Below are 15,826 nucleotides of genomic sequence, written 5' to 3'. Positions count from 1 at the left end.
TTGGCTCCCTGCGTTACGATGCCGGGCTCAACCGACCAGGGATATGCATGCTCGTCTCCGCGCGCCTGTTGCTTGCCATCGCGGCGTCCCAGCTGCCGCTCTCCATGGCAATCGCGGCATCGCCCCCGCGGCCTGCTTCCACCGCGCCAGCAAGCAGCTGCAAAGCTGATGCATCCGGTTGCCCGGCGTGGATGCCATCGCAGGCCCAGATGCGAAACACCATCGCCGACTACTTCTGCGAACTGGCTGACCAAGGGCGCATCCAGCCTCGCGTAAAGCAGCTGGACCGTGCCGAATCCTCGCCACTGAACTGTGGCGCGCTGGGAGAGGCGCCCGGCTCGAACTTTGTCTGTGGCGGCGAAATGCGTTTCATCGGCAAGGGCAGCGAAATCGATAGCATTACCTTCAGCCCTACTCTCCGCTACGAGGAGGATGGGCGCATCGCGTTCTACGTCGGCGATGACGAGGAGGGTGAACAGGTCTGGCGGGTTCCCGCCCCGCGGTCCACCTCGACAACATGCGCGATGCGCTGAGCGTCCAACCACGCCTACCCGCCAAAGATCGAGGCGAACGGAGGATCAGCGTGACGCGTCATCGCTGGTGCGCATTACGCTCTCTATCCAGTCGATGTAACGAGATACACGTACGTTGTAGACAACCTGGCCATAGAAGCCCGCTTCAAGCGCGTGCTCGGGAACGGCAGTGATCCAGGAACCGAGGCCCACCAGCTGCAAGGCTCCGTGATTATTGATGATCAGAGGGCCGCCGCTGTCGCCGTTACCCAGCACGCCTTCAAGCGGCAGGCCATGCGGAGGAGCATCGAAACGGTACCAGAGATACCGATCGTTACCGCCAGTAATGGCGTTGTACGCACGCCGCAGCGTCGTGCGATGCGGCCCGCCCGGCACCAGCCCAACGGCGCCATTGCCGGTGGCGCCCTTCCCAATCAGCGCTGCGATCTGTGTGACCTCAGCGGTGCCTCGATAGAGCGGCACGGGCTGCACATCATTCACGGGTGCCTGAAGCCTGATCAGTGCGATGTCATCCGTTTCGGCCAGGAACGCGTGGATCTTGGCGGGATTTCCCGTTGCCAGTGCCTCCTTGCCCAAGGCCTCAGGCATTCTCCTGTAGCCGGAATGCAGGAACACGCGCTCTACGCCGTATTCCGTTCCATTGATGGCGATTGTGGCTCCCATCCCTTCCATCGGAGCTGCATGCGCCGCCGTCAATACCCATCTGGGAGCGATCAGAACGCCCTGCCCCTCGCCCGGCATATCGGCCAGAGCAGGAAACTCCGTTCCGTCGATCCGGTATCGGGCATCGTCAACGTCATCGCGGATGACGATAGCCCCGGCGCAAAATGGCAGCGCGGCAAGCGCCAGGAACAGCCAGCGAATCATGGGTACGTTCATCCTTGTGCTCAGTTGTCGCAGCCTTGCCGAACAGATCCGTCCCGGGCACTACGTGCGCGCCCCCCAATTCCCACACCCGTACGAGGAAGCGCCGAGGGTGTAGCCCGCAGCTCCGGCATCACGGCAGCCCTGGATTCACTGGCCTTCCAGCTCCTTCAGAATCCCGCGCAGGCGCGCATCATCGGGCGCAAGCTCGGCGGCTCTGCGGTAACTGCTTATCGCTTGATCACGCTGTCCATTGGCACGGTAGGCTTCACCGAGACTGTCGTGGACACTCGCGGATTCCGGATGCGCACTGGCATTCCATTGGAACACCGCCACGGCCTCTGCCATGCGCTTCATTCTCAACAGGCGATAGCCCAGCGAGTTCAGCGCCTTCTCGGACGTGTCGTATTGTCCGGCGGTCGTGCCCAGCCCCACGTAGGCTCGGGCCATGCCCGCCACGCCCTGTGACAGGGCCAGCGGTACCAGCAGGTCGCCCAGGTTCTTTTTGGCGAGGGCAATCGGCTTGCCGTGCAGTACTGCCATCAGGTCCTTGCCCAAGGTCGCTACCGTCTCGCCCTGCCAGTAGTTGTCCAGGATGATCACCGCAGACTGGTCCTGCTCGGCGCGGAGCCAGTAGCTCTGATAGCCGGGAACGCTGCCCGTATGCGATTCCACCTTGTAGGTGCCACCGGCCGGCAAGGGCCAGCTCTCCACTTCCCAGCCGTACCCATAGCCGGAGCGATGGTCGGTCCACATTGCCTGCCGCGACGGCTCGGTCAGCAACGAATCTCCCTGCAGGGCCTGGTCCAGGCGAAGCAGATCGTCGACGGTGGAGTACAGGCCGGCTGCCGAGAAGGAGACGCTCGGATCGATCGGCATGGGGCGAGCCAGGCTGAGGTCGGGCCGGGTTTGATAGCCCGTCGCCAAGCGTGGAATGAGTTCGTTGGCGCGATACAGCCCGCTGTCCTTCATGCCTGCCTTGTCCAGAACCCGGCTTCGAAGGTTGGCTTCGTAGCTGGTGCCCGTCACCTTCTCGATGATCAGGCCAAGCAGGAAATAGCCGTTGTTGTTGTAGCGCCACTCTGTTCCCGGAGCGCTTTGCAGCTTCGCGGGGATCCACGCCTTCGCGAAATCAACCGGCTCGAGCGAGAGCCGGGCCTGTGTTTGCCACCACGGGTCGTCATAGCTGCGAGGCAGATCGGCAATGCCGGAGGTATGGTTCAGCAGCTGCGCCACGGTGACCGGGGCGGCCGGTGTGTTGGCGTAGAGCACCGGCAGGTATTCGCCCAGCGTTCCGTCCAACCGAAGCCTGTTTTCCTGCACCAACTGCATCACCAGGATGGCGGTGACCGGCTTGGTCAGTGAGCCGATGCGAAACACGCCCTCGCCCACATTCGGCACCTGCCATTCGCGGTTGGCCAGGCCGTAGGCGCCGCGGTACAGCACCCTTCCATGCTGGGCCACAAGCACTACGCCATTGAAGTCACGGTTCGCTGCATAGCTGTCTACCAGCTGCTTCAACTCGGCGGGGTTGGCCGCTGCTCTCGCCTGTCCCGAAATGCCGATCACTATCGCCATGGCGCTTGTTGCTGCCAGCACAGTTCGCAACAGAAAGCGTCTTGCGTGTTGCGCGAACAGCAGAGTGGCGCTGGGCATCTACAGGCCTCACTTGGGAAAGGCGCAGTGTAGCTGTGCCGAGCAGTCGCGGGCTGTAACGGGAGCCATGACTGATGGCCTATGGGTGCCAGCCTTTCATCGAGTGAAGTACAGGCACCCGGCCACGGCGATCGGCGTCGGGTCGGCGTCGATGCGCTGGGCCACCAGTGCCATCACTTCGATGCCGTCGCCCTGCGCTTCCGGTGCTGACTGGACCACACGCATCCCTGCAGGTGTGTCCTGTGTCCCCGGTGCGTCGAGGGATAGGTCCTTGGTGAGGTCCGCAGCAATGGCTTCATCAAAGACAGCCACCACGGAACTACGCGACAGTATCAACCGAGTGGATGGATGGCCGAAGACGAGAACCGGGGCGGGAAGCTGCATTTCCGCGACAACACCGGGCATATCGCCCAGTGCGTTGCTGTAGCCCCCGGCCTTGCCGGCGATCTGCTGCCAGCCAGCCGACAGCTTTCCGCTGGTTGCGATGTCACGCAACTGATAGGCCAAGGTCCGGAATGCCGTGCGATCGGCCTTGCAGGACACGAGCGCCAGCGCTCGATCGATGTCTTCCTGTCTGGGAGCGGTCTTGCGGATCGATTCTGCCGCTGGCGCGGCGGGCGCCATGGCAAGCCCCAGGCCTGCGAGCAGCAGGACCACGTTCAACGTACGGATGATCAAAACGAAATACTCCTGCCTGGGGGTGCCAAGACCGTTCGGCACTACACCGACAGACGGAAATCGCGGGGGCGCTAACGGGAAATCCCATCACCAGCAAGAGTCTCCCGCGCGGCAATCTTCTCGACCAGCGTATCGATCGCCGTCTCCATGGCGCGCGCCGTCTGGTCGCCGCTCTGGTTGGTGATGACGAAGATGCCAAGATCATACTTGGGCACGATGTAGATGTAGCACTGCGAACGCGGTACGCCACCATGATGGGCGTAGTAGACGCCCTTCAGGTGATCGTTGGCGACGATGTTCCAGAAGTAGCCGATGCTGAACCCGGAATCGAACTGGACCAAGGGGCGATGCGATTCCTTTACCACGGGCCCATTGGCCAGCTGGAACCTGAGGTACTTCACCATTTCCGGGACGGTCGCCTTCACGTTTCCGGAAGCGCCCCACGGCAACTGCGGCATCGGCGTGGTCGGCACCGGGTTGTCACTGTGATAGCCGGCTGCAAGCCGGAGCGCTTCGGCGTCGCCCAGCTGGATCCTGACGTCGGTCATTGCGGCGGAATCACTGAGAAATCCGCGCAGCAGCGACGCGTAGTCGCGCTTGTAGACGGTTTCGAGGATATGCGCCGTCAGCTCCGTCCCGGCACTGGAGTACGCGTAATCCTTGCCGGGCGCCTGGCCGATCTCGACGGTGTGCAGGTCCTTGAAGAAGTCAGCCTTGCCGTAGTGCGCGTAGATGGCGTTGAGTTCGCTGGGCGTACGATGATCGGTGAAGTCTGCCAGCACCGTGTTCGCGCGTTCCGGCAACATGTTCGGCAGGCCGCTGGTGTGCGACAGCAGGTGGCGGATGCGGATGGGCTCGCCCTTGTACTGCAGGTTCGGGTAGTCCCCCGGCAGGTACTGCCGAACATCGTCGTCCAGACTCACCTTGTGTTCCTGGACGGCATTGGCCATCAGGGTGCCGGCCAGGGTCTTGCTCAACGAACCGATCTCGTAGAGCGTCGCATCGGTCGGCAGGCCTGGCTTGCCGGTTTCCATGTCGCCGCGATGACGGATGAATTCCTTGCCCCGGTACACGACGCCGATCGAGGTTGAATGAAGCAACGGCTGCTGGATCAGCGTCGCGGCGACCTCATCGATTTCAGTCCCCAGATCCTTCGTTGGAACCTTCTCGCTGGCGCAGCCTGCAACCAACAGCGCGGCGGACGCCAAGAGGCAGCTGAGCCATTGTCTGTTTCGGACACTCATCGAAGTCGCGTGCATGCTTAGGCGCTTGAAGGTGGGCGGGAAAGGGCTCCCACGATAGTCGATGGAGGGGCCCAGTTGGATACCGGACCGTGTTCGAGATCAAATTCCTCTGCCAGGTTTGCTTTGGCAGCTGAACGCCGCCGGCATCTCCATGCGATCTCCATCGTTCCTCCATGCCACCTCCAAAAGGGCCGCAGATACTGGCAACCACCAGGGAGATGCCAGGCATCCGCCCCTGCCCCACCCTCGATCCACCCAGGTTCCCATGAAACACGCGCACGATCCGGCCACCGCAGCCGGCAGCATCGGCCAACAGAATGCGGCCGCCACATTGAAGGTCATCCTGCGCACCTACCCCTGGCAGCTCACCGGCACCTTCTCGCTGGTGGCGCTGGAGAATGCGCTGCTGCTCGCCTATCCGCTGTTCGCCGGCTTCGCGGTGGATGCGATCATCCATGGCAACGTCGGCCATGCCATTTCCTACGCGGGCGTGGTGCTGTTGTTCTGGCTGGTCGGTGCCGCCCGTCGGGCGGTGGATACGCGCACGTTCACCCGCATCTATGCCGATCTGGCGGTGAACGTGGTGCAGGCGCAGCGACGGCTGGGCCAGGCCACGTCCACGTCGGCGGCGCGGGTGGTGCTGGCCCGCGAGTTCGTCGACTTCTTCGAGAAGCACGTGCCGATCATCGCCACGGCGTTGGTTTCCATGTTCGGCGCGGCGGCGATGCTGCTGGCAATCGAGCCCCTGGTTGGCGCGGCCAGTCTCATTGCCCTGCTCGGCGCACTGCTGTTGCTGCCCTCGTTCGCACGACGCAACGAACAGCTGCACGGACGTTTGAACAACCGGCTGGAGCATGAAATCCGGCTGGTGGACCGGGTCAGCCCGTCGGTGCTGCGCCGCCACTACACCACACTGTCACGGCTGCGCATCCTGCTGTCCGATCGCGAGGCAGGCGCCTTCGTGGTCGTCGGCGGTGCGGCGGCGGTGCTGTTTGCCTTGACCATCGGCCGCCTCGCCACCACCGATGGCATCACACCGGGCCACGTCTATGCGGTGATGACCTACCTGTGGACCTTTGTCGGCAGCCTCGACGATGCACCGTCGATGGTTGACCAGCTGGCCCGCCTGAAGGACATCGGCCGTCGGGTCAGCCCGGGGATGGAGGATGCGGAGGACAGTGCCCGTCCTGGGCCATGAGCTCGCCCGCCTGCATCCGGTAGTGCTCCACCCATTCCATGGATGCTGCGATACCACCGAAGGGAAACAGATGCGGGCTGACCTGGCCATGGGCTTCGGTCAACCCGTCCACCAGGCGATCCACGAACACATCCGGCCCGGCCGTTCCCAGCAGGCGGCCGATCGAGATGCCGTAGCGGGACAGCATCGAGGTGCTTGCAGCTACGCCGCACATCGCCGCGTAGCGTACAAGTCGCGCGACGCTGGCTGGCCCGGGAACGCCGACCAGCACCGGAGGGGTGATGCCCCGGCCGCGCAGTTCATTCAACCAGGTCAGCACGCTATCGGCATCGAATGCGAACTGAGTGATGATCAGCGGCTTCATGCTCCGCGCTTCAATACGCTGGCACTTGCGTTCCAGCACGCGCCAGCGATCGGCGCTGGTCATCACCGGATGGCCTTGCGGATGCCCGCCCACAGCGACAACCCTGATGCCGGCGCGCTCGAGCACACCGCTCTCGATGATCGATGTACTGTCGGCAAACGGCCCGGCAGGGGTGGAAAGATCACCCGCGATCAACAGACAGCGCTCGACACCGGCGTCGATGACGGCACTGTCGATGAAATGCTCAAGCGCCGCGCGCGAGCCGATGCGGCGTGCCGAAAGGTGTGGCATCGGCTCGAAACCCAGTGCGCGCACCGCGCGTACTGCGGCCAGTCGGGCAGTGTCGTCCTCGCTGGGCAGGTAGGGAATGGAGATCGTCGTCCCCGGTGCGATGCGGGCCGCCTCTGCGTGCAGCGCAGGCAGGGCCTTGGCGCTGACTTCCAGGGAAGCGGCGCCGATGAAGGCCTGCGCCCGCTGCACGCGGTCGGCCGTGCCCGCCAGAATCGGAGCCCGGCGGTCGACAGCCCCCGACATCAGCTGGCCCCGCGCAGGTTGCCGGCGCTGGTGGAGCTGTGCCGTGCCAGCTCGACGAATGCCTGCAGGTAATCGATGCCGGTATCCGCCTCGCGCGCACCCAGATAGATCTGCTTGGGAATGCCTCGCGCACCCAACCGCACCGGCACCACGTCCATGCGCGCGGCGTACTCTTCCACCAGCCAGCGCGGCATGGCGGCCACGCCGCGGCCACTGGCCACCATCTGCATCATGATGTCGGTGGTTTCAATGGCTTTGTGCCGCCGTGGCGTGATGCCGGCCGGCAGCAGGAACTGGTTGTAGATGTCCAAGCGCTCGAATGGCACCGGGTAGCTGATCAGGATTTCCTGCGAGAGCTGGCGCGGCTTCACGTAGTCCGCCTTTGCCAGGGCGTGGCCTTTGGCCACGACCAGCACCTGCTCGTAGTCGAAGACGGGAACGAACTTCAGGCCCGGCTTCAACAGCGGGTCGGGCGTGACCAGCAGGTCGATTTCATAGCCGAACAGCGCGCCGATCCCCCCGAACTGGAACTTCTGCTTGACGTCCACATCCACATCCGGCCAGGCAGCCAGATAGGGCGAGACGATCTTCAGCAGCCACTGGTAACAGGGATGGCATTCCATACCGATACGCAAGGCGCCGCGCTCGCCCTGTGCGAACTGGCCCAGCCGCTCCTCGGCCAAGTCCAGCTGCGGCAGCACCCGGTTGGCGACCGCAAGCAGGTACTGCCCGGCCTGGGTCAGCCGCAGGCTGCGGCCTTCGCGCAGCCAGACATCGGTGCCGAGCTGCAGCTCCAGCTTCTTCATGCTGTGGCTCAGGGCCGACTGGGTCAGGTTGAGCACGCCAGCAGCGGCAGTGAGGGACCCCTGCTGTTCGACCTGCTGCACGATGCTGAGATGGATGCGCTCCAACATGACGATGAATCTCACTCATGGATTGGTGAAGTAATACCATTTTACGTCATGGGAAGGGCTGGCTAGCATCGGCTCATGCCTTCGGTTACCTGCCAGCCCGGACACCCCGCCGGCCTGCAGGACTGCGCCCCTGCAGATCACCCGAAGGAGCCCCTCCCCAGCTGAAAGCGAAGAGATGACCCGCCCCCTCCGTATCGTCGCCGTTTCCGGCGGGCTGCAGCGCCCCTCAAGGGCCGCGACCCTGGCCGAGCACCTGCTGGACCTGATTGGCGAAGGCGTCCCCTGCGATCAGCACCTGATTGAACTGGGTGAACTGGCACCGCAGTTGGCCGGTGCGCTCTGGCGCTCGCAGTTGCCCGAGACCGTGGAGCGGCAGCTGGTCGCTGTCGAGCAGGCCGATGTGCTGGTGGTGGCCACGCCGGTCTACCGCGGTTCGTACACCGGCCTGTTCAAGCACTTCTTCGACTTCATCGACCAGGACGCGCTGGTCGACACCCCGATCCTGCTGGCCGCCACCGGCGGCAGCGAGCGCCACGCGCTGGTGATCGACCACCAGCTGCGACCGCTCTTCAGCTTCTTCCAGGCGCGTACCCTGCCCCTGGGCGTTTACGCGACCGATCGTGATTTCGCCGACGGCCGTGTACACGACGAAGCACTGATCCAGCGGGCGCGCCTGGCGGTACAGCGGGCAATGCCGCTGCTTGCCCTCTCCCATCGCGCAGCACCTGTTCCCCTCGTGGCCGCTGCCGCTCTCTGAACGCCGAATGCCATCGACCTTCATTCGGATGTCACCCCGCAAACCGGAACGCCGCCCATGACGACCAACACCTTCAACTTCAGCATCACCCGTACTCCTTTCAACGAGGATTACCAGCCCGCTGACGGCACGCGCATCACCACCAACTTCGCCAACCTGGCCCGCGGCGAATCCCGCCAGGAAAACCTGCGCAACACGCTCGGCATGATCAACAACCGCTGCAACGACCTGGCGCACTGGGACAACCCCAACGCCGATCGCTACGTGGTGGAGCTGGACATCATCTCGGTGGAGATGCACATCGATGGCAGCGATGGCAGCGATCCGTTCCCGCTGATCGAAGTGCTGCGCCCCACCCTGGTGGATACGCACACCGGCGCGCGCACCGAAGGCATTGTCGGCAACAATTTCTCGTCGTATGTGCGTGACTACGATTTCAGCGTGGTACTGCCCGCCAGCAACGAGGGCAAGGACAGCTTCTCCATTCCCGAAGACTTTGGCGACCTGCACGGCAAGCTGTTCAAGCACTTCCTGCAGTCCGACGCCTACCGCGCGCAGTTCAGCAAGGCACCGGTGATCTGCATCAGCGTGTCCAGCAGCAAGACCTACCACCGCACGGAAAACCACCATCCCATCCTGGGCGTGGAATACCGCCAGGAGGAGTTCTCCCCTACCGACCAGTACTTCGACAAGATGGGCCTGCGGGTGCGTTATTTCATGCCGCCAGGCAGCGTCGCGCCGCTGGCGTTCTACTTCCAGGGCGACCTGCTGGGCGACTACTCGAACCTGGAACTGATCGGCACCATCAGCACGATGGAAGCGTTCCAGAAGATCTACCGCCCGGAGATCTACAACGCCAATTCCGTGGCCGGCAAGGTCTACCAGCCCAGCCTGAAGCACCAGGACTATTCGTCCACCCGCATCGTCTACGACCGCGAGGAGCGCAGCCAGCTGGCCGTCAAGCAGGGCAGGTTCACCGAAGAACACTTCATCAAGCCATACCGCGCCGTGCTTGAGCAGTGGGCCGCCCGCTGATCCACCGCTTTTCCATTCGCCCCTCAGGACACAAGACGCAATGTCGACGAAGAAACTGCTCCCCACCTCCACCGCAGGCAGCCTGCCCAAGCCCTCCTGGCTGGCCCAGCCGGAAGAGCTCTGGTCGCCCTGGAAGCTGCAGGATGACGGCCTGATTGAAGGCAAGCAGGATGCCCTGCGCCTGTCCCTGCAGGAACAGCAGCACGCCGGCATCGACATCGTCAGTGACGGCGAACAGACGCGGCAGCATTTCGTCACCACCTTCATCGAACACCTCAGTGGCGTCGACTTCCAGAAGCGTGAAACCGTCCGCATCCGCGACCGGTACGACGCGAGTGTGCCCACCGTGGTGAGCGCTGTCAGCCGCCCGAAGCCGGTGTTTGTGGACGATGCGAAGTTCCTGCGCAGGCAGACCACGCAGCCGATCAAATGGGCGCTGCCGGGCCCGATGACCATGATCGACACCCTGTATGACGCGCACTACAAGAGCCGCGAGAAGCTGGCATGGGAGTTTGCGAAGATCCTCAACGAGGAAGCCAAGGAGCTGGAGGCGGCTGGCGTGGACATCATCCAGTTCGATGAGCCGGCATTCAACGTGTTCTTCGACGAAGTGAACGACTGGGGCGTGGCCGCGCTGGAGCGCGCGGTCGAAGGGCTCAAGTGCGAAACGGCGGTGCATATCTGCTATGGCTATGGCATCAAGGCCAACACCGACTGGAAGCAGACGCTGGGTTCGGAATGGCGCCAATATGAAGAGTCGTTCCCGAAGCTGCAGACCTCCAGCATCGATATCATCTCGCTGGAGTGCCACAACTCGCATGTGCCGATTGACCTGATCGAGCTGGTGCGCGGCAAGAAGGTGATGGTCGGTGCCATCGACGTGGCGTCCAGCGTAGTGGAGACACCGGAAGAAGTGGCCACTACCCTGCGCAAGGCGCTGCAGTTCGTGGATGCTGACAAGCTCTACCCCAGCACCAACTGCGGCATGGCGCCGCTGGCGCGTGAGGTGGCGCGGGGCAAGCTGCGCGCGCTCAGCGCAGGCGCACAGATCATCCGCGAGGAGCTTCTGGCCCAGGGCTGAACGGGCCAGAGCATCCTGTCGAACACGCCCCGCTCTGCGAAGCAAAGGCCGCGCGCCAGCGCGGGAGCCCTCCACTCCCGCACCGGCGCCGCCTCCCCTACCCTTGCGCCCCGATACTCAGCGCTGCTGATCCTTCAGGAACAGCCACGTGATCAGCGTGGCATCCGGCCCCTTGGGATCGGTGAACGGCAACCCCGACTGGCTGCCACTCCAGGCATGCCCCATGCCCTGCACTACGTAATGCTGGACCAGCGTCCTGCCACCGAAGGTGTAGGTGTCGACCGTGTAGGCGCGCCCGCCCGGCACCTGGCCATGGAAGGTGTTGGTCGGCACATACTTCACCGAGTCGTTGTCCAGGCCATCGTCGGCCAGGTCATTGGTCTGCAGGAACTGGCGCACGGCCTGCTGTCCGTTCACCGGATTCACCGTAGCGTCGGCGGTGCCGTGGAATACCAGCACCGGGATCGGTCGCGGTGACGGCGAACCCGAGCACTGCCAGGCCAGCCGCCCGTTGCTGTCCGGTGAATAGATGCTGCCGGCCAACAGCGCGTAGGCGCTGCCGGAGATCGTGGTCGCGCCCTTGTACATGCCACCGGAATGGATCGCGCCCGCAGCGAACACGTCCGAATAGCAGGCCAGCATGATCGAGGTCATCGCCCCGCCGGCGGAAATTCCGGTGACGTACACGCGATGCGGATCGATGCTGTAGCCCGTCTTCACCTTGTCCACGATGCCGGCCAGGATCGAGGCCTCGCCGCTGTCGCGCGCCTGGTTGATCGGCAGCTGCCAGTTCCAGCAGCGTGCCGGATTGGAGGTCACGTTCTGCCGGGGATAGACCACGATGAAGCCTTCGGTATCGGCCACCTCGTTGAAGCCGGAGGCCTCGCCCATGAGATTCGGCCCGGTCACGCAGCCGTGCAGCACCAGCAACAGGGGCAGCGGCTGCGTTTGGTCGTAGCCGGCCGGCACCCATACCTGGTACTCGCGGGCACCGAACAGATTGCCGTACAGGCCAACATCCCAATGCCCGGCGGGGTCTGCCGCATCTGCGGTACCCGTCGTGGCCAGCCAGGTGCACAGCAGCAGCATCAGCGCCTTGATTGAATCGATTCCAGATTTCATGACCAGATCCTCATGCGTGAGTCGTGGATGAAGTGGTACCGGAAATCCTCGTGGACCGACCTTCCAGAGGGTGCTGCGACGCCGCTGTCAAACCCAGCCGGTGGCGTAATAGATGCCGATCACCACGAACACCGCGAGGGTCTTGATGATGGTTACTGCGAAAATGTCCTTGTAGGCCTGGCGATGGGTCAGCCCGGTCACCATCAGCAGGGTGATGACGGCACCGTTGTGCGGCAGGCTGTCCATGCCGCCGGATGCCATCGCGGCAACACGATGCAGCACCTCCATCGGGATGCCGGCGGCCTGTGCATTGGCGATGAAGGTCTCCGACATTGCCGCCAGGGCGATGCTCATGCCGCCCGATGCAGAGCCGGTGACGCCGGCCAGGCCGGTTACGGTCACCGCTTCGTGCAGCAGTGGATCCTTGATGGAGCCCAGTGCATTGGCCACCACCATGAAACCTGGCAGCGCGGCGATGACCGCGCCGAAACCATATTCCGAAGCGGTGTTCATGGCGGCCAGCACTGCACCGCCAATCGCTGCCTTGGTGCCCTCGGCAAACCGGGTGACCACCGGGCGCCAGGCCAGCGCCAGCACCGACAGGATGCCCACCAGCAGTGCCCCCAGCACGGCCCATATAGCGGTGATCTTCGCCACGTCCTGCACCACCGGTGCGGCGCTGCCCATGATCGACGGAATGAAGCTGTGTTGGCTGCCATACCAGTGCGGGATGCCAAGGGTGAACAGCTTGTTGGAGACGAACACCAGCAGCAGCGGCAGTATGGCAATACCCGCATGTGCCAGGTGGGTGCCGGCGAACGGTGTAGGCTCGTTCACCAGGGTGGCCGGATCGCCGTAGCCTTCGCCGTTGCGCAACGCGACGCGGCGGCGCCACTCGAGGTAGACCAGGCCGACCACCAACACGAAGATGCCGCCAAGCGTGCCCAGCACGGGTGCCGCCCAGGTATCGGTGCCGAAGAACGTGGTTGGAATGATGTTCTGGATCTGCGGCGTCCCCGGCAGCGCGTCCATGGTGAAGCTGAAACCGCCCACCGCCAGCGTGGCCGGAATCAAGCGCTTGGGGATGTTGCTCTGGCGGAACATTTCCGCCGCGAACGGGTAGACCGCAAACACCACCACGAACAATGACACGCCGCCATAGGTCAGCAGGCCCGACACCAGCACGATCGACAGCATCGCCCGCTGCGCACCGAACAGCCGGATCGCCGCGCCGACGATGGATCGGGAGAAGCCGGACAGCTCGATCAGCTTGCCGAATACCGCGCCCAGCAGGAACACAGGAAAGTAGAGCTTGAGGAAGCCGACCATCTTGTCCATGAACAAGCCGGTGAACATCGGAGCCACCAGCGACGGATCGGTCAGCAGTACGGCGCCCAGTGCGGCGATGGGCGCGAACAGGATCACGCTGTAACCGCGGTATGCCACCAGAATGAGGAAGGCCAGCGCTGCAAGTACGATCAGTAACGACATACGGCGCTTCCAGATGGGGACGCGCCCAGTATCCGGATCTGGCGACCGCTGCCGACTGGACCTAGGTCCACTCGCCGGGGTGCCACGGCGTCGCTAGCCTAGGCAGCATGGGTGGCAATGGGCCATCTGCCTTGGGGGAGGACCGAATGAAACGGAATTGCTTGAGCCTGATGATCGGCATGCTGTTGGCCACCGGGCCGGTTCTGGCGCAGGACGCGCCGCAGGGCACGCCGGCGGCGGGCAGGACCGCTTCGGCGACCAATCTGGACAGCATCACGGTGACTGCACGCAAGCGCGAGGAAACCCTGCAGGAGGTGCCGGTTGCCGTTACTGCCTTTACCTCCGAAGCCCTGGACAAGATGAACGTCCAGGACATCAGCGATCTGGATGGACAGGTGCCCAACCTGACCATCTACGCGGCGCGCGGGGCCAGCAGCACGGTCACGGCCTACATCCGCGGCGTCGGCCAGTCCGACCCCACCTGGGGCGCTGACCCCGGCGTGGGCATCTACCTGGATGACGTCTACATCGCGCGCCCGCAGGGTGCATTGCTGGACGTGTTCGACGTCTCGCGCATCGAGGTGCTGCGCGGCCCGCAGGGCACGCTGTACGGCAAGAACACCATCGGCGGTGCGATCAAGTACATCTCGCGCGGCCTGCCCACCCAGACCGAAGGCTTTGCCCAGATCACCGTGGGCAACTACAGCCAGCTGGACGCCAAGGCGGCCATCGGCGGCCCGATCGGCGGCGCCGACAGCGGTCTGCGCGCACGCGTGGCAGTGGCCAGCATGAATCGTGACGGCTTCGGTGAGAACACGTTCACCAACCAGCCGGTGAGTGACAAGCAGATCAATGCGGCACGCTTCAACCTGGGTGCGTATGCCGGCGATGATTTCGATGTGCAGTTCGCCCTGGACTGGATCGATGACCAGTCCGGGATGCGCGGTTCGAAGATGCTGGCGCCCAACCCGTTCGTGCGCGCCTACCCGCCGATGGATGACCGCTACGACATCCGCTCGGGCATGCGCAACCTCAACAGCGTGGAGACCAAGGGTGCCTCGGCGACGGTGAACTGGCGCCCCAGCGAGGACGTTGCGCTGAAGTACGTGGTGGCCAAGCGCGAATCGGACAGCGATGCGAACATCGACTTCGACAGCACGCCGGTCAAGCTGGCCGATGTGGGTGGCACTTACCACGACGACCAGGTCAGCAACGAGGTGCAGCTGAACTACGACGCCGGCGGACGCGTGCGTGGCGTGGTCGGCCTGTACCAGTTCAGTGGCGAAGCCGGTGGCCAGATCCGCAACAACTTCTTCAACCTGCAGTTCGGCGACACCCGTGGCAAGGTACTGACCGACAGCATCGCGCTGTATGCTGACTGGACCTTCGACCTGACCAGCAAGCTGAAGCTGGACGTCGGCGCCCGTTACACCGACGAGGACAAGCGCGCGATCGTGCTCAACCGCTTCTACTCGGATGCGACGTTCACGCGCCCGATCGCCATCGCCGCCGATTTCGACAAGAAGACCAACTTCAAGAACGTCTCGCCCAAGGTGTCGCTGGACTACCAGATCACCCCCGACATCATGGTCTACGGCCTGGCCACGCGTGGCTTCAAGTCGGGTGGCTACAACATCCGCGCCAATGCCGTGGCGGTGCCGCGCTCGGCCGAACCGTTCGATGACGAGACCGTGGACAGCTTCGAGGTCGGCAGCAAGATGGCCTTCCTCGACCAACGCCTGTTCCTGAACCTGTCGGCGTTCCACAACAAGTACAAGGACATCCAGCTGTCGGTGTTCACCGGCATCGATACCAATGGCGACGGCGTCGACGATGCCTTCTTCGGCGACTTCACCAACGCCGGCGCCGGCACCATCAACGGCCTGGAAATCGAGTACCAGTACCTGCCCAGCCAGCACTGGTTGATCTCCGGCAACCTGGCCTGGCTGGATGCCAAGTATGACGAGTACATGGATCGTGGCGTCAACGTTGCCAAGCAGATGAAGTTCACCAACGCACCGGACTTCTCGGGCGCGTTGAACGTGGAGTACCGCACCGACCTGGCCAATGGCAGCAACCTGTCCGCGCGGGTGAGCTACAGCTACCAGAGCGAGGTGTGGCCGACCACCGACCTGAGCCCGGTGATCCGCCAGGACGGCTACGGACTGGTCAACGCCGGCGTGATCTGGAAGCTTGACGATGCCTGGACCTTCTCGTTGCAAGGCACCAACCTGGCCGACAAGGAATACCGCACCACCGGTTACAACATTCCGGCGGTCGGCACGCTGATTGGTTTCTATGGGCCGCCGCGCCAATATAGCCTCAGCGTCCGTTACGATTTCTAGGAAGCGTCTG

General features: G+C 63.8%; 14 protein-coding genes. 6 read left to right on the top strand and 8 right to left on the bottom strand.

Features of this window, described 5'->3' with window-relative positions; genetic code table 11:
- Positions 1–47: 47 nt before the first annotated feature.
- Positions 48–533 carry a hypothetical protein gene (locus ACFX4F_RS02855; RefSeq protein WP_380652065.1) on the top strand — a complete coding sequence of 162 codons (486 nt, stop codon included), beginning with the start codon at positions 48–50 and terminating at the stop codon, positions 531–533.
- A 45-nt stretch (positions 534–578) separates the two neighbouring features.
- On the opposite strand, the gene ACFX4F_RS02850 is transcribed toward ACFX4F_RS02855, so the two are convergent.
- From ACFX4F_RS02850 to ACFX4F_RS02835, 4 genes are all read right to left on the bottom strand, one after another.
- Positions 579–1,400 (bottom strand): S1 family peptidase, encoded by an 822-nt coding sequence (locus tag ACFX4F_RS02850; RefSeq protein ID WP_380652062.1) that lies wholly within the window; start codon positions 1,398–1,400, stop codon positions 579–581.
- 147 nt (positions 1,401–1,547) lie between these two features.
- Positions 1,548–3,053, bottom strand: a complete 1,506-nt coding sequence (locus ACFX4F_RS02845; protein WP_380652059.1) for a serine hydrolase — start codon at positions 3,051–3,053, stop codon at positions 1,548–1,550.
- Positions 3,054–3,149: 96 nt separating this feature from the next.
- Positions 3,150–3,731, bottom strand: coding sequence for a hypothetical protein (locus ACFX4F_RS02840; protein ID WP_380652056.1), 582 nt, complete (start codon positions 3,729–3,731; stop codon positions 3,150–3,152).
- Between the two features lie 71 nt (positions 3,732–3,802).
- Positions 3,803–4,975 (bottom strand): serine hydrolase domain-containing protein, encoded by a 1,173-nt coding sequence (locus ACFX4F_RS02835; protein ID WP_380652053.1) that lies wholly within the window; start codon positions 4,973–4,975, stop codon positions 3,803–3,805.
- A 265-nt stretch (positions 4,976–5,240) separates the two neighbouring features.
- On the opposite strand from ACFX4F_RS02835, the gene ACFX4F_RS02830 reads away from it, so the two are divergent.
- Positions 5,241–6,173, top strand: coding sequence for an ABC transporter six-transmembrane domain-containing protein (locus ACFX4F_RS02830; protein ID WP_380652050.1), 933 nt, complete (start codon positions 5,241–5,243; stop codon positions 6,171–6,173).
- On the opposite strand, the gene ACFX4F_RS02825 is transcribed toward ACFX4F_RS02830, so the two are convergent.
- Together ACFX4F_RS02825 and ACFX4F_RS02820 are read right to left on the bottom strand one after the other, a co-directional pair.
- A complete protein-coding gene (locus ACFX4F_RS02825; protein ID WP_380652047.1) occupies positions 6,124–7,071 on the bottom strand; it encodes a methylenetetrahydrofolate reductase in 948 nt (315 codons plus the stop codon). The genes ACFX4F_RS02830 and ACFX4F_RS02825 overlap by 50 nt on opposite strands.
- On the bottom strand, positions 7,071–7,985 hold the full coding sequence (locus ACFX4F_RS02820) for a LysR family transcriptional regulator (protein WP_380652044.1): 915 nt from the start codon (positions 7,983–7,985) through the stop codon (positions 7,071–7,073). Before ACFX4F_RS02820 ends, ACFX4F_RS02825 begins: the two co-directional genes overlap by 1 nt.
- A 175-nt stretch (positions 7,986–8,160) precedes the next feature.
- Here ACFX4F_RS02820 and msuE point away from each other — a divergent pair, with 175 nt between their 5' ends.
- The 3 genes from msuE to ACFX4F_RS02805 are packed head-to-tail and all read left to right on the top strand — an operon-like array spanning position 8,161 to position 10,858.
- Complete coding sequence (msuE, locus tag ACFX4F_RS02815) at positions 8,161–8,742, top strand: FMN reductase (protein ID WP_380652041.1); 582 nt, start codon at positions 8,161–8,163, stop codon at positions 8,740–8,742.
- Positions 8,743–8,799: 57 nt separating this feature from the next.
- Positions 8,800–9,777 (top strand): DUF1852 domain-containing protein, encoded by a 978-nt coding sequence (locus tag ACFX4F_RS02810; protein ID WP_380652038.1) that lies wholly within the window; start codon positions 8,800–8,802, stop codon positions 9,775–9,777.
- A 40-nt stretch (positions 9,778–9,817) separates the two neighbouring features.
- Positions 9,818–10,858 carry a methionine synthase gene (locus ACFX4F_RS02805; protein WP_380652035.1) on the top strand — a complete coding sequence of 347 codons (1,041 nt, stop codon included), beginning with the start codon at positions 9,818–9,820 and terminating at the stop codon, positions 10,856–10,858.
- A 117-nt stretch (positions 10,859–10,975) separates the two neighbouring features.
- On the opposite strand, the gene ACFX4F_RS02800 is transcribed toward ACFX4F_RS02805, so the two are convergent.
- Both ACFX4F_RS02800 and ACFX4F_RS02795 read right to left on the bottom strand, forming a co-directional pair.
- Positions 10,976–11,980 carry an alpha/beta hydrolase family esterase gene (locus ACFX4F_RS02800; RefSeq protein ID WP_380652032.1) on the bottom strand — a complete coding sequence of 335 codons (1,005 nt, stop codon included), beginning with the start codon at positions 11,978–11,980 and terminating at the stop codon, positions 10,976–10,978.
- Positions 11,981–12,067: 87 nt separating this feature from the next.
- A complete protein-coding gene (locus ACFX4F_RS02795) occupies positions 12,068–13,471 on the bottom strand; it encodes a GntP family permease (protein WP_380652029.1) in 1,404 nt (467 codons plus the stop codon).
- Positions 13,472–13,641: 170 nt separating this feature from the next.
- Here ACFX4F_RS02795 and ACFX4F_RS02790 point away from each other — a divergent pair, with 170 nt between their 5' ends.
- Positions 13,642–15,816: a TonB-dependent receptor gene (locus tag ACFX4F_RS02790; protein ID WP_380652257.1), complete on the top strand. Its 2,175-nt coding sequence runs from the start codon at positions 13,642–13,644 to the stop codon at positions 15,814–15,816.
- The last annotated feature ends 10 nt before the right edge of the window (positions 15,817–15,826 follow it).

The sequence above is a fragment of the Stenotrophomonas sp. YIM B13575 genome (assembly GCF_042787595.1).
Taxonomy (GTDB): Bacteria; Pseudomonadota; Gammaproteobacteria; order Xanthomonadales; family Xanthomonadaceae; genus Stenotrophomonas; species Stenotrophomonas lactitubi_B.
Note: the sequence above shows the minus strand (reverse complement) of the source record. Positions and strands in the feature narration are given on the sequence as shown.

What these genes read in the sequence shown, in the direction of transcription:
- ACFX4F_RS02855 (WP_380652065.1), top strand. Translation starts at nt 48, where the DNA reads ATGCTCGTCTCCGCGCGCCTGTTGCTTGCCATCGCGGCGTCCCAGCTG.
- ACFX4F_RS02850 (WP_380652062.1), bottom strand. Translation starts at nt 1,400, where the DNA reads ATGATTCGCTGGCTGTTCCTGGCGCTTGCCGCGCTGCCATTTTGCGCC.
- ACFX4F_RS02845 (WP_380652059.1), bottom strand. Translation starts at nt 3,053, where the DNA reads ATGCCCAGCGCCACTCTGCTGTTCGCGCAACACGCAAGACGCTTTCTG.
- ACFX4F_RS02835 (WP_380652053.1), bottom strand. Translation starts at nt 4,975, where the DNA reads ATGAGTGTCCGAAACAGACAATGGCTCAGCTGCCTCTTGGCGTCCGCC.
- ACFX4F_RS02830 (WP_380652050.1), top strand. Translation starts at nt 5,241, where the DNA reads ATGAAACACGCGCACGATCCGGCCACCGCAGCCGGCAGCATCGGCCAA.
- ACFX4F_RS02825 (WP_380652047.1), bottom strand. Translation starts at nt 7,071, where the DNA reads ATGTCGGGGGCTGTCGACCGCCGGGCTCCGATTCTGGCGGGCACGGCC.
- ACFX4F_RS02820 (WP_380652044.1), bottom strand. Translation starts at nt 7,985, where the DNA reads ATGTTGGAGCGCATCCATCTCAGCATCGTGCAGCAGGTCGAACAGCAG.
- msuE (WP_380652041.1), top strand. Translation starts at nt 8,161, where the DNA reads ATGACCCGCCCCCTCCGTATCGTCGCCGTTTCCGGCGGGCTGCAGCGC.
- ACFX4F_RS02810 (WP_380652038.1), top strand. Translation starts at nt 8,800, where the DNA reads ATGACGACCAACACCTTCAACTTCAGCATCACCCGTACTCCTTTCAAC.
- ACFX4F_RS02805 (WP_380652035.1), top strand. Translation starts at nt 9,818, where the DNA reads ATGTCGACGAAGAAACTGCTCCCCACCTCCACCGCAGGCAGCCTGCCC.
- ACFX4F_RS02800 (WP_380652032.1), bottom strand. Translation starts at nt 11,980, where the DNA reads ATGAAATCTGGAATCGATTCAATCAAGGCGCTGATGCTGCTGCTGTGC.
- ACFX4F_RS02795 (WP_380652029.1), bottom strand. Translation starts at nt 13,471, where the DNA reads ATGTCGTTACTGATCGTACTTGCAGCGCTGGCCTTCCTCATTCTGGTG.
- ACFX4F_RS02790 (WP_380652257.1), top strand. Translation starts at nt 13,642, where the DNA reads ATGATCGGCATGCTGTTGGCCACCGGGCCGGTTCTGGCGCAGGACGCG.